This is a genomic window from Caulobacter sp. HJHS_5 (assembly GCF_056683955.1).
Map to the genome: position 1 here is coordinate 304,809 of NZ_JBWZNC010000005.1, position 12,220 is coordinate 317,028.

A 12,220-nucleotide genomic window follows, 5' to 3' on the forward strand; every position below is an offset into this window, starting at 1 on the left:
CGCTCGCCACAACAGCGCTTGCTCAGCGCGCGGCGCCCCCCGCGCCGCAGGCGCCTGCCCCCCAGGTCGAGGGAGTGCTGGTGACCGCCCCGCAGTCCGCCGTGCCCGGGCTCACGCCCGAGACGCAGCTGTCGCCGGAGGATGTGCAGGCGCTCGGCGTCGGCACGGCGGCGGACGTCATCACGGAACTGGCCAACCAGACCCAAAGCTCCAGCGGCGAGGCGCCGGTGATCCTGCTGAACGGCAAGCAGGTGTCCGGCGCGCAGGAGATCAACGACATCCCCGCCGAGTCGATCCGCCGGGTCGAGGTGCTCCCCGAGGAGGCCTCCCTCGCCTACGGCTATTCGGGCAACCAGCGCGTGATCAACATCGTGCTGCAGCCGAGTTTCCGCGGCCGCACGCTGGAGGGGGCGCTCGCCGCGCCGACGGAGGGCGGCCGGCTGACCGGGACGCTCGGCGGCTCCACGTTCAAGCTGGAGGGCAACGACCGCCTCAACATCGGCCTGCGTTACACCGAGAACACCGCCCTGACCGAAGCCGAGCGCGATCTGCTCTCGCAGTCGACGACGCCCTACTCGATCGCGGGCAATGTGGTCGGAACCGGCGCGGGCGGCGAGATCGATCCCGCGCTGAGCGCCATCGCCGGCCGGACCGTGACCGTCGCCGGCCTGCCCGCCGAGGGTTTCGCCACGGCGCCGACGCTGGGCCAGTTCAACCGCGCCGCCAACCCGGACGGGACCGGCGACACCCGCACGCTGCTTCCCGAGAGCCGGCAACTGATGGCGAACCTGGTGGTGAGCAAGCGGCTGGGCGACTACACCGTCACCGGCAACGGCTTCCTGACGTTCAATCAGTCGCGCGCCCTGCGCGGCCTGCCGACCATGGCGCTGACGGTTCCCGTCGGTAATCCGTACAGCCCCTTCAGCCAGGCCGTCACGCTGGACCGTTACGCCACCGCCTTCGGGCCATTGAGGCAGGACAGCGATTCCTGGACCGGACGGCTCGGCGGCAACGTCGCGCGTGACTTCGGCACGCTGCGGACCACGCTGATCGGCTCGTACGAGCATGCCGACAGCCTCACCGTGACAGACGTCGGCGTCGACACCGCGCCCCTGCAGGCCCTGCTGACCGCCGGCTCCGCCAGTTTCAATCCCTTTGGGCCGCTGCCGAGCTCGCTCGGCCTTCGGCCCGAAAATAAGGGCCGTTCGCTCACCGACGCCGCGGAGGCGCGCCTGCTGATGCGCACGCCGCTGTTCAAGGCTCCCGCGGGGGACGTGACGAGCAGCTTCCGCGTCAGCGACAGGGCCGAGTGGATCTCCAGCCGCTCACAGCGCCTTGGCGTTACGACCACCACGGATATGTCGCGCAATATCCTCGGCGGTCAGGCGACCATCAACGTGCCCTTGACCAGCCGCCGCAACGACTTCCTGTCGGCCGTCGGCGACCTCTCGCTCAATGGCAACTTCGGCTACGACGAGTTGTCCGACTTCGGCTCCCTTTCGACCTACGGGGGCGGTGTGAACTGGACCCCGGTCACGCCCCTGCAGCTGCGGGTGTCCTACACGAGCGAGGAGCGCGCGCCGACGCTGGCGCAGCTCAACAATCCACAGATCGCCACGCCGGGAACCCGGCTGTTCGACTACGTCACCGGCCAGACGGTCGACGCGACCGTCATAACCGGCGGCAACCGCAACCTGCAGCCCGAGACGCGCGAGGTGACGCGCCTGTCGATGAACCTGAAGCCGTTCTCCGCGGTGCAGCTGAACTTCACCGCCAACTATTCCACCAGCCGCACCGTGAACCCGGTGCAGAGCTTCCCGGCCGTCACCGCCGAGATACAGGGGGCCTTCCCCGACCGCTTCGTGCGGAACGCGGCCGGCGCGCTGGTGCAGTTTGACTCGCGCCCGATCAACTTCGCGCGGCAAGACGTCAGGCAACTGCGTTGGGGCTTCAACTTCACGCACCGTCTCAGCGCGCCCGCTGCGGCGAGCGGCGGCGCGGGCCAAAGGCCGGGCGCCCCGGCCCAGTTCGGCCAGGGCGGCCTTCCCTCGACGCCCCCTGGCGGCGCGCGGCCGGCCGGACCGCAGGGCGCACAACCAGGTGCGGCGCCCGGCGGACAGCGACCCGCCGGGGGCGCCCGTCAAGGCGGCGGTGCGCAAGACTTCGTGGCTCTGGCGGGCATCGCCGACGCCAACCGCGACGGGAACGTAACCCGGCAGGAATGGCTGGCCGTTCGCATACCGGAGGCGCTGTTCAACGCCATCGACGATAACAAGGACGGCATGATCACCCGCGCCGAGATGGCTGCGCTTCCGGCGCGCGCCGCGGCCGCGCAACAGGGAGCCGCCGCCGAGCTCGGAACGTCCGGCCAGGAAGCCCCCGCGCAAGCCGCGGTGGGCCAACCGGGTCCCGGCCCTGGAGGCCTCCCCGACGGTCCGCCAGGCGGCGGCGGGCCGGACCAAGCCCGCCCAGACGGCGGCCAGCCTCGCATCTTCGAAGGCGGCCCTCCCGGCGGCGTCGGCGGGCCCGGCGGTGACTTTGGCGGCGGAGGCGGCGGCTTCGCTGGCGGCCCCGGCCCCGGCGGTGGCGGCTTCGGCGGCGGCCCCGGCGGCGGCTTCGGCGGCGGTGGAGGGGGCGGCTTCGGCGGGGGCGGCCCCGGTGGCGGTGGCGGCGGCGGCGGTGGCGGCAACTCGATCCAGCTGTCCGTCTTCCACACCGTATTCTTCGAAGACAAGCTCCTGGCGCGCTCTGGCGGCCCTGTGTTCGACCGACTCAACGGATCGGCGGCCGGCAACGCCGGCGGGCGGCCCGAGCACCAGGTGCAGGCCGAGTTCGGCTACAATCGCGGAGCGCTGGGGCTGCGGCTGACCGGCAACTGGCAGAGTTCGACCTTCGTGGCGGGTTCCGCCGCGACGGGGGACCTTTATTTCTCCGACCTCACGACGGCGAACCTGCGCCTGTTCGCCAACCTGGGACAAATGCCGTCTCTCGTCCGCCGGACGCCGCTGTTCGAAAACACTCGCCTGACCCTGTTGGTGAACAACGTCATGAACGAGCGGCAGACAGTGCAGGACGCCAACGGGACCACGCCGCTGAGGCTCCAGCCCGGCTTCGTCGACCCCGTCGGACGCCTCGTTCGTGTGGAACTGCGCAAGCAATTCTAAGCGGGAACGACCGCGAAGCGCCAAACTGTGTCGATGGGAACGAAATTGCGCTGGCGACCCGGGAGGGACTCGAACCCCCGACCTTAGCTTTAGGAAAGCTCTGCTCTATCCGGCTGAGCTACCGGGCCCGCGCCGAGGTCTGATAGCGCAGCCGGAAGCGAATGGCGACGCCCAAGCACGTCGATCAATCTCTGGCGCGCGTGAGCCACGGCAGGGCGGCCGCCAGCAGGATCGGCACGAACAGCAGGCGAGCGCCGAGGGCGAGGCCAAGGTCGGGAAAACCGCTGAGCAGCGCGCCGACGATCATGAACGCCGCGCCGCCCCCGGTCAGGATCATGGCCCAGATCAGCGCCTGGGCGAGTTGGCGGACGCCGCGCGACGGCGGCTTGGCCTGAGTTGCGGAGACAGCCGCGCGGCCTTCGAGCGCCTTGAGGAATGCATCGAAGGCGCCCGAACGATCCTGAAAGCGCAGGGTGGCCAACAGGCTCTGGGCGGGGATCGTCAGCCGGCGCCGACCGAATGTCAGCTGCGCCGCCCGGCGGGGGCCGCCCTCGCCGACGATCCGCACCTCCCGCAGGACCGAAAGCGGAAACACGCGGCGCCGGCGCCCGCAGGTCTCGACCAGGTCGTCGCCCTCCACCATCCAGACGGTCTCGGGACTCACCGGGGCGGTGCGGGCGGCGTAGCGGATCAGCTGCCGTCCGCCGGAATCGCTCATGCGCGGACGACGACGATCTCGACCCCGGCCGCCTCGGCCACGGGGGCCAGGGCCAGCGGCTTTTCGATCCGCACCCGGGCGCGGCTGACGCGCGGATCGGCCAACATCGCCTCGGCCAGGCGTTCGGCGAAGGTCTCCACCAGCTGCCAGTGGCCGCCTTCGGCCAGGTCGCGCGCGGCGGTGGCGATCGTTTCATAGTTCAAGGTGTCGGCCAGGCGCTCGGCCCCGGCGACGGCGGCGTCGAGCTCGACATCGATGACTAGCGGCTGCCGGCGGCCATGCTCGTGGGCATAGACGCCGATCTCGGCCTCCACCTTCAGGCCGCGCACGAACACCTCGGCGCCGACGACGCGCAGGGTCGCGGCGGGAGGGGCGGCATCGTCAGGCAGGGAGGCGACGGTCATGCGCGCCCTTTACCCTCAATCGCCTTGAATGTCAGGCGTGCGCCACGCCAGGTGCTGGCCGGAATCGACGGCGATCATCTGGCCGGTCACCGCGCGGGCGTCGATCAGGTAGCGCAGGGCGCCGGCGATCTCCTCGGCTTCGACCGATCGGCCCAGGGGCGTCGCCGCCGCCTCGGCGTCGAACTCGCCGTCCGCCTGATGGATCGAAGGCAGGGTCGGCCCCGGGCCGATGGCGTTGACCCGCACCCGCGGCGCCAGGCCCTGGGCGAGGGTGCGCGTCGCCCACCAGAGGCCCGCCTTGCTGAGGCTGTAGGTGAAGAACTGCGGGTTCGGCCGCAGCACGCGCTGGTCGACGATATTGACCACCAGGCCGTCGCGGTCGGCCGGCAGGCGCGTGGCCATGGCCTGGGTCAGCATCACGGGCGCGCGCAAATTGACGTCGAAATGAGCGTCCCAGCCCTCGTCGGTCAGGGCGCCGACGCGGTCATCGTCGAAGACGCTGGCGCTGTTGACCAGCAGCGTCACCGGGCCGAGTTCGGCGGCGATGGTCGCGATTAGGGCGTCGGCGTCGAGGCGGGCTAGATCGGCGGCGAAGGCGGCGGCGCGAACGCCCCTCGCCCTCAGCGCTTCGACGGCTGCGTCGCCTTCGGACCCGCCGCGATGGTGAACGGCGACGTCATAGCCGACGTCGGCGCAGGCCTCGGCCAGGGCGCGGCCGATGCGGCGGACGCCTCCGGTGACCAGGGCGACGCCGCGACCGTTCATCCGACTTAGTCGATCCGGCCGAACTCGTAGGCGTTCAGCCCGAGGATCACGGCCAGGAAGGCGGCGATGACGAGGATGGCGATCATGGGTCGGCTCCAGAAACGAACGGTCCGCCTCTAGCCGCCCGCAACCCCGGCCGCAAGCTGCTACAATGCGGGCCATGCCCTGGCGCCACAGAATAGAGCCCGTGCTCCGCCCGCTGATCCAGCAGGCCTTTCGCCTGCAGCGCGGCCTGACGCTGGGCGTGCGCGCCGTGGTCACCGACGCCGACGGCCGGGTGCTGCTGGTCGAGCACAGCTACCAGCCCGGCTGGCGCCTGCCCGGCGGCGGGGTCGAGCGCGGCGAGACGGCCGGCCAGGCCATGGCACGCGAACTTGAGGAAGAGGCCGGCGTTCGCCTCGTCGGCGAGGCGCGGCTGGTCTCGATCCACAGCCAGGAAAAGCGCTTCAAGGGCGACCATGTGCTGCTCTACCGCGTCGAGGCCTGGACGCCCTGCCCCGCCCGCCCGGGACTGGAGATTCAGCGCCGGGACTGGTTCGATCCGGCCGACCTGCCGCCCGAGACCACCGACGGCACGCGTCGGCGGCTGGCCGAGGCGCTCGGAACGGCCACGGCCGATCCGATGTGGTGAACGGATGCGAAACGCCTCCCCGCCGGAGCGAGGAGGCGTCGCCTTAGCCGCCTAGAACTTCGTCCGCAGGGTCACGCCATAGGTGCGCGGCTGGCCAAGGAAGGCGTTGTAGGTGCCGGTGTCCAGCGCCGGATTGTAGTAGGTCCCGGCATAGGGGCCGCTGGCCGTGACGGTGTTCTGGAAGAAGGTCCCCTGGGCCGGGGCGTTGTAGGCCACCTGGGTGTATTCCTCGTCCGTCAGGTTCTGGCCCCAGAGCTCGATGGCCCAGCGGTCGTCGGCGCGCGCCAGGGCGATGCGGCCGTTGAGCAGGGCATAGCCGTCCTGATGCTTGAAGGGCAGCAGGTCCGAGCCGGTGTTGAAGTCCGACATGTACTTGGCCGAGAGGTTGAACCGCGCCTCCAGGCCCGCGCCCACGTCGTGGCTGTAGTCCACGGCGATCGAGGACGACCATTCCGGCGCGAACGACATCTGGGCGCCCGGCAGCAGGCTGAGCGCCGGGAAGCGGCTCGGGACAATCAGGTCGGAAGCGCCGAAGTTTCCGTACTCGGTCTTGGCGTAGGTGACGCCGCCCTGGATGTTCAGCCCCGGGATCGGGCTGAACCAGATCATGTCTAGGTCGACGCCCTTGGATTCCAGTTCGGGGATGGACTCCACGATGAAGGCCACGCCCGCGAAGGTGTTGAGCTGGAAGTCCTTGAACTGCTGCAGGAACAGCGTGCCGTTCACCAGCAGCCGGTTGTTGAGCCAGGTGGTCTTGGCGCCCAGCTCGTAGCTGTCGACCGTCTCGGCGGGGAAGGCGGTCGAGGGGTCGGGAACGAGGTTGGTGGTCTGGCGGTCGAGGTTGAAGCCGCCCGCCTTGTAGCCGCGCGCGTAGGAGGCATAGGTCATGAAGTCGTCGTTGAAGCGGTAGGCGGCCTTCAGGGTTCCGGTCCACTGCTTCTCGGAGATCGACTGCCGAGTGGTGCGGTTGTCGAAGGCCGGGTTGGCCCAGTTGGGACACAGCCCCCCGGCCAGCGTCGGCTGCAGGGCCAGCGGGATGGCCGCGTTCCACTGCGGGCTGTTGATCCGCCCGATCGCCGCCGCGCAGGCCGCCGCGCCGTTCGGGTTGGTCTGTATCGCCAGCAGGTCCTTGTCCTCCTGGGTGTAGCGGAGGCCGGCGGTGATCTCGAGCTGGTCGGTCAGCTTGTAGCTGTTGTTGGTGAAGACGGCGAAGCTGTCGCTGTCCTGCCGGTAGTTGTCGCGCGCGGCCTGGCCCGCCGTGTAGCCGGGGCCGGGCGTGAAGGTGGCCAGCGGATTGACGCCGAACTGGGTGCAGGTCGGGAAATTGCCGGTCAGGCAGTTGACCAGCGCCGGGGCGATCGGCGCGGCCGTGAGGCCTAGCTGCGAGGCCACCAGCAGCGAGAAATAGGCGTTGTAGTCGGCGCCGTAGACGTACTCGTCGGCCCGCTTCAGCTTCTCGGAGGCGTAGAAGCCGCCGACCAGCCAGCTCAGGCGGTCGGTCTCGCCGGCCAGGCGCAGCTCCTGGCTGAAGGTGTTGACGTCGAACCCGAAGTTGTCGGCCCGGCGCGACAGGATGTCGGCGCCGGTGAAGTCGATGTCCATGCCCTGTTCGGAAAGCCAGCTGCGCTGGGCGGTGATGGAAGTCAGGGTCGCGCCGCCGAACCAGTCTGTGTCGGCGTTGACCTCCACGGAAACGCCGCCGTCCTCGACGATCTGCGGCGTGTCGTTGTTGGCGTAGGCGGTGCGCGAGAACGGCAGGGCCGGGAAGGTCGCGCCGCCGGGCGGGCGGGCGCCCTCCCCGCCGGTGGCCAGGGCGTTGGCGATGGCCGCCGTGGGACCGGAGCGGATTTGCACGCCGGTGCAGCAGTACTCGCTGCGGTTGCTGTAGTCGGCGGTGGCCCGCACCTCGATGCGGTCGGTCGGCAGCCACAGCAACTGGCCGCGGAAGGTGCCGAAATTCTGGGTCTGGTCGTCCTTGCGCGTGCGCGGGCCGTCGCCGTTGAGCACGTCGTAGAACCCGTCCCGCTCACGATGGGCCACATAGAGGCGGGCGGCGAGCTTGTCCTCGATCAGCGGCCCGGTGATCGAGCCGGAGAAGCCGATGGCGCCGTAGTTGCCGAACGTCGCCTCGGCGTTGAACTCAGGATTGAACGACGGCTTCTTGGTCAGGATGTTGATGACGCCGGCCGAGGTGTTCTTGCCGAACAGGGTGCCTTGCGGCCCCTTCAGCACCTCGATGCGCTCCATTTCGCCGAGATCGCCGAAACCGACGCCGTTGCGGGCGCGATAGACCCCATCGATCACCATGCCGACGGAGGACTCGATGCCCGGGTTGTCGCCCACCGTGCCGACGCCCCGGATGCGCGCGCTGGTGACCGTCTCGTTGGTGGTGGAGGTGACGGTCAGGCCCGGCGTCAGGATCGTCAGGTCCTTGATGTCGCGAACCCCGGCCGCGTTCAGCAGCTGTTCGGAGACGCTGGTCACGGTGACCGGCACATCCTGCAGATTCTGCTCACGCTTCTGAGCGGTGACGATCAGGCCTTCAACGGTTGGGGCGTCGTCTTGAGCGTAGGCGGCGCCGGCGGTTCCCAATCCCGCGAGAATGGCGACGGCCGACACGGAGGCGCAAATAATGCTGCTGTAGCGCATGGCGCGAATCCTTTGCGTTTCCCGGCGGGGTCTTGTCGCCCCGCTCGGAATCCATCCTGCACTCGTAATTGCAGCTAATCCAGCCTCCTTGATCTAACAAACTTAGCCATTACAACAGATTACGACCTTCCGTTACGGAAACTAATCTTTCGCGAATGCGAGATTGCAGCTGCGAAATCACCGGGTGCACTGGAACCCCATCTCGTCCATTGTGACGACACCATGCCGGTTTCTGAACGCTACAGACCCGACCCTCGTTTCGCCGCCCTTGGGCTGGAATTCTCCGATCCGGTGCGGCCGGCCGATTTTCCCGAGGCGATCCCAAGGCTCTTCAACGCCCGCGCCGCCGCGACCGTCGGACTGGAGGCGCTGACCGAGGCGGAGCGGGTCGCGCATTTCCATCGCTTCGAGAGGCTGCCGGACAACCAGGCCCAGCCCCTGGCCATGCGCTACCACGGCCATCAATTCCGCAGTTACAACCCCCAGCTCGGCGACGGACGCGGCTTCCTGTTCGCCCAGCTGCGCGAAGCGGGAAGCGACCGCCTGCTCGACCTGGCCACCAAGGGTTCCGGCCAGACGCCCTGGTCGCGTCAGGGCGACGGGCGGCTCACCCTCAAGGGCGGCATGCGCGAAGTGCTGGCGGCCTCGATGCTGGAGGCGCTGGGCGTTCCCACCTCCCGCGCCTTCGCCCTCTACGAAACCGGCGAGGCCCTGGTGCGCGGCGACGAGCCGAGCCCCACGCGCTCGGCGGTGCTGACCCGCCTGTCGCACAGTCACATCCGCTTCGGCGTCTTCCAGCGGCAGGCCTATTTCGACCGTCCCGACCTGATCGGCGTCCTCGTCGACCACGCCGTCGAGACCTACTTCCTCCAGCGGGCCGACGCCCCCGATCGCGCCGTCGCCCTCCTGGAGGAGGCGGTCGCCCGCACCGCCCGCCTCGTCGCCCGCTGGATGGCCGCCGGCTTCGTCCACGGCGTGCTCAACACCGACAACATGGTCGTTACCGGCGAGAGCTTCGACTACGGCCCCTGGCGCTTCCTGCCCCGCAACGACCCGACCTTCACCGCCGCCTATTTCGACACCTCCGGCCTCTATGCCTTCGGCCGCCAGCCGGGCGCGGCCTTCTGGAATCTGCAGCAGCTCGCCGGCTGCCTCGATCTGGTGGCTGACACCGACGTCCTGGTTGAGACTCTCAACGGCTTCGGCCCCGCCTATAGCCGCGAACTCGCCGCCGCCATCACCGCGCGCCTCGGCGTCGTCCCGCGCGGCGAGGCCGCCGACGCCGAGCTGGCCCAGGCCGCCTTCCGCGCCCTGGCCGAGGGCGGGGACGCCCTGCGCTGGGAGCCGTTCTTCTTCGACTGGTTCTGCGGCCCGCTCTCCGAGGGCCGCGCTCTCGCCGGCCCCCGCGCCGCGCTTTACGACGGCGAGGCGTTCCGCGCCTTCCGCGACCGGCTGGCCGCCTACGCCGCTGACCGCCCGGAGCGTCTGGACCACCCCGTCTTCGGCCGTTCCGAGCCGGAGGAGATGCTGATCGACGAGGTCGAGGATCTCTGGGACCCGATCGCCCAGGCGGATGACTGGTCCGGATTCTACGCTAAGCTCGACCGCATCGAGGCGACACGGATCGCTTACGGCCTTGGGGATTTAAAGCCGGCATGAAGAACGTCCTCAAGCGCCTGGGTCCTGGCTTGATCACTGGCGCGGCGGACGACGATCCCAGCGGTATAGCCACCTACTCCCAGGTCGGGGCGCGCTTCGGCTACGACCTGCTGTGGACCATGGTCCTCACCTATCCGCTGATGTGCGCCATCCAGCTGGTCAGCGCACGGATCGGCCGGGTGACCGGCAAGGGCCTCGCCGGCGCAATGAACGACATCCTGCCCCGGCCCCTCGTCGGGCTGCTGGTGGTGCTGCTGTTCGTCGCCAACAGCATCAACATCGGGGCCGACCTCGCGGCCATGGGCGCGGCGGCCAATCTGGTGACCGGCGCCCCGTCGCACCTGTTCACCGTCGGGTTCGCGATCCTCTGCGTCGTGCTGCAGCTCGGCGTGCCCTATCACCGCTACGCCACCCTACTGAAATGGCTGACCTTCGTGCTGCTCGCCTATGTGGCCGTGGTGCTTGTCGCGGGCGTCGATTGGGCGGCGGCGGGCAAGGGCCTCGTCCTGCCGAAGATCGAAGGCAAGGACGCGGCGATCACCCTTGTCGCCCTGCTCGGCACCACCATCAGCCCCTACCTCTTCTTCTGGCAGAGCTCGCAGGAAGTGGAGGAGATCGGCGACCATCCGGAGGCCCATCCTCTCGCCGAGGCGCCCGAGCAGGCGCCGGAGGAGTTCGCCCGCATCCGGCTGGACACCCTGGGCGGCATGGCCGTGTCCAACATCATCGCCCTGGCGATCATGATCAGCGCCGCCGCGACCATCCACGCCTCCGGCCAGGAGATCAACACCGCCGCCGACGCCGCCCGCGCGCTCGAGCCGGCGGCCGGCAAGTTCGCCTTCCTGCTGTTCGCCATCGGCATCATCGGCACCGGCCTGCTCGCCGTGCCGGTGCTGGCCGGCTCGGCCGCCTACGGCTTCGGCGAATGGCGCGGCTGGACCTGCGGCCTTCAGAACAAGCCATGGAAGGCCAAGGGCTTCTACGCCGTGATCGTGGCGGCCACCGTGCTCGGCCTCGCCGTCGATTATTCCGGCCTCGATCCGATGAAGGCCCTGTTCTGGAGCGCCGTGCTCAACGGGGTGATCGCCGTGCCGATCATGGTCGCCATGATGCTGGTGGTCAGCCGGCGCGACGAGCTCGGCGAATTCGCCGCGCCCCTGTCGATGCGCATCCTCGGCTGGGCCGCCACGGCGGTGATGGCGGCGGCGGCCGTCGCCATGTTCGTGCTGCGGTAAAGCCTGGAACAGGCCTCGAGCCGTGACGTTGCGACGTCACACCCGCAAGCAAGGAGGCTCCCATGCCGCGCGGCGACAAATCCAAGTACACCGACAAGCAGGAACGCAAGGCCGACCACATCGCCGAGGGCTACGAGGCCCGCGGCGTCTCCGAGAAGGAAGCCGAGCGCCGGGCCTGGGCCACCGTCAACAAGGACGACGGCGGCGGCAAGAAGGCCGGCGGTTCGGGCCGCGGCAAGTCCACCGGTCACCCGGCGTCGCACAAGGGCGGCGAGAAGGGCGGCAAGGCGTCCGCCAACCGCTCGGCCGCAGAACGTTCGGCCTCGGCCAAGAAGGCCGCGGCGACCCGCAAGCGCAACGCCGAACACGGTCACCACGCCTCTCACTGAAGCTTCGCGTCGGGCGAAAGATTGATTCCGCGTCATGACACGGGCTTCATTTGCCTTCCTGGCGCGTTTTCACGAGCATAGGCGACATAAGAGGTCGCCGCCGGCCTCGTGGAGACTTGAAAGCGATGACCGACCAAGCTGCGACGACGACTGCGGACATGGTTTCGCCGGCCGCCGACGCCGGCGAAGACCGCACCCTGCCGGGTGTCGTCTATGTCCTCTACCTCGTGGGCCTCGTGAACGGCCTGACGATCGTGCTCGGCCTGATCCTGGCCTACCTGATGAAGGGCACGGCCGGTCCAAAGGCGGAAAGCCACTACGACTACCTGATCCGCACGGTGTGGATGTCGATCGGCCTCTTCCTGGTCGGCGGCCTGCTGTTCGTCATGGGCCTGCCGCTGTCGATCATCCTCATCGGCATTCCGGCCCTGGTCGCCGGCGCGGTGATCATGGGCGCGACGGGCGTGTGGTTCGCCATCCGCTGCATCGTCGGCCTGGTCTACCTCGGCCGCGACGAGGCCCATCCTCGCCCGAAGACCTGGCTGATCTGACGTCGGCCGAATAACAACGCGCGGCGCCGGGAGCCCATCCCGGCGCCGCTGCGCG

10 protein-coding genes and 1 tRNA gene are annotated in these 12,220 nt (G+C 69.4%); 6 read left to right on the forward strand and 5 right to left on the reverse strand.

The annotated features are described in order from the left end of the window. The first annotated feature begins 80 nt into the window (after positions 1–80). The gene (locus ACFLIT_RS11870; protein WP_479911442.1) at positions 81–3,164 is read left to right on the forward strand and encodes a hypothetical protein; all 3,084 of its coding nucleotides are present in this window, start codon (positions 81–83) and stop codon (positions 3,162–3,164) included. 51 nt (positions 3,165–3,215) lie between these two features. On the opposite strand, the gene ACFLIT_RS11875 is transcribed toward ACFLIT_RS11870, so the two are convergent. The 4 genes from ACFLIT_RS11875 to ACFLIT_RS11890 all read right to left on the reverse strand — a co-directional run bounded on the left by ACFLIT_RS11875 (position 3,216) and on the right by ACFLIT_RS11890 (position 5,051). Then, positions 3,216–3,292, reverse strand: a tRNA-Arg gene (locus ACFLIT_RS11875). Positions 3,293–3,348: 56 nt separating this feature from the next. Next, entirely contained in the window at positions 3,349–3,882 is a 534-nt protein-coding gene (locus ACFLIT_RS11880; RefSeq protein WP_479911443.1) for a hypothetical protein, read from the reverse strand. Then, positions 3,879–4,286: a dihydroneopterin aldolase gene (folB, locus tag ACFLIT_RS11885; RefSeq protein ID WP_479911444.1), complete on the reverse strand. Its 408-nt coding sequence runs from the start codon at positions 4,284–4,286 to the stop codon at positions 3,879–3,881. The genes ACFLIT_RS11880 and folB overlap by 4 nt, the downstream gene beginning before the upstream one ends. Positions 4,287–4,301: 15 nt before the next feature. Beyond that, the gene (locus tag ACFLIT_RS11890; protein ID WP_479911445.1) at positions 4,302–5,051 is read right to left on the reverse strand and encodes an SDR family oxidoreductase; all 750 of its coding nucleotides are present in this window, start codon (positions 5,049–5,051) and stop codon (positions 4,302–4,304) included. Between the two features lie 160 nt (positions 5,052–5,211). On the opposite strand from ACFLIT_RS11890, the gene ACFLIT_RS11895 reads away from it, so the two are divergent. Continuing rightward, the gene (locus tag ACFLIT_RS11895; RefSeq protein WP_479911446.1) at positions 5,212–5,682 is read left to right on the forward strand and encodes an NUDIX domain-containing protein; all 471 of its coding nucleotides are present in this window, start codon (positions 5,212–5,214) and stop codon (positions 5,680–5,682) included. A gap of 51 nt (positions 5,683–5,733) precedes the next feature. On the opposite strand, the gene ACFLIT_RS11900 is transcribed toward ACFLIT_RS11895, so the two are convergent. Then, the gene (locus ACFLIT_RS11900; RefSeq protein WP_479911447.1) at positions 5,734–8,331 is read right to left on the reverse strand and encodes a TonB-dependent receptor; all 2,598 of its coding nucleotides are present in this window, start codon (positions 8,329–8,331) and stop codon (positions 5,734–5,736) included. Positions 8,332–8,553: 222 nt separating this feature from the next. Here ACFLIT_RS11900 and ACFLIT_RS11905 point away from each other — a divergent pair, with 222 nt between their 5' ends. From ACFLIT_RS11905 to ACFLIT_RS11920, 4 genes are all read left to right on the forward strand, one after another. After that, the gene (locus ACFLIT_RS11905) at positions 8,554–9,990 is read left to right on the forward strand and encodes a protein adenylyltransferase SelO family protein (protein ID WP_479911448.1); all 1,437 of its coding nucleotides are present in this window, start codon (positions 8,554–8,556) and stop codon (positions 9,988–9,990) included. Further along, positions 9,987–11,225, forward strand: coding sequence for an Nramp family divalent metal transporter (locus ACFLIT_RS11910; protein ID WP_479911449.1), 1,239 nt, complete (start codon positions 9,987–9,989; stop codon positions 11,223–11,225). The genes ACFLIT_RS11905 and ACFLIT_RS11910 overlap by 4 nt, the downstream gene beginning before the upstream one ends. A 62-nt stretch (positions 11,226–11,287) precedes the next feature. Further along, positions 11,288–11,614 (forward strand): plasmid stabilization protein, encoded by a 327-nt coding sequence (locus ACFLIT_RS11915; protein ID WP_479911450.1) that lies wholly within the window; start codon positions 11,288–11,290, stop codon positions 11,612–11,614. A 125-nt stretch (positions 11,615–11,739) separates the two neighbouring features. After that, entirely contained in the window at positions 11,740–12,165 is a 426-nt protein-coding gene (locus ACFLIT_RS11920) for a DUF4870 family protein (protein WP_479911451.1), read from the forward strand. Positions 12,166–12,220 lie beyond the last annotated feature (55 nt).

Excerpts from the sequence above, each read along its gene's own strand:
- ACFLIT_RS11900 (WP_479911447.1), bottom strand. The coding sequence starts at position 8,331 with ATGCGCTACAGCAGCATTATTTGCGCCTCCGTGTCGGCCGTCGCCATT.
- folB (WP_479911444.1), bottom strand. The coding sequence starts at position 4,286 with ATGACCGTCGCCTCCCTGCCTGACGATGCCGCCCCTCCCGCCGCGACC.
- ACFLIT_RS11905 (WP_479911448.1), top strand. The coding sequence starts at position 8,554 with ATGCCGGTTTCTGAACGCTACAGACCCGACCCTCGTTTCGCCGCCCTT.
- ACFLIT_RS11915 (WP_479911450.1), top strand. The coding sequence starts at position 11,288 with ATGCCGCGCGGCGACAAATCCAAGTACACCGACAAGCAGGAACGCAAG.
- ACFLIT_RS11920 (WP_479911451.1), top strand. The coding sequence starts at position 11,740 with ATGACCGACCAAGCTGCGACGACGACTGCGGACATGGTTTCGCCGGCC.
- ACFLIT_RS11890 (WP_479911445.1), bottom strand. The coding sequence starts at position 5,051 with ATGAACGGTCGCGGCGTCGCCCTGGTCACCGGAGGCGTCCGCCGCATC.
- ACFLIT_RS11880 (WP_479911443.1), bottom strand. The coding sequence starts at position 3,882 with ATGAGCGATTCCGGCGGACGGCAGCTGATCCGCTACGCCGCCCGCACC.
- ACFLIT_RS11895 (WP_479911446.1), top strand. The coding sequence starts at position 5,212 with ATGCCCTGGCGCCACAGAATAGAGCCCGTGCTCCGCCCGCTGATCCAG.
- ACFLIT_RS11910 (WP_479911449.1), top strand. The coding sequence starts at position 9,987 with ATGAAGAACGTCCTCAAGCGCCTGGGTCCTGGCTTGATCACTGGCGCG.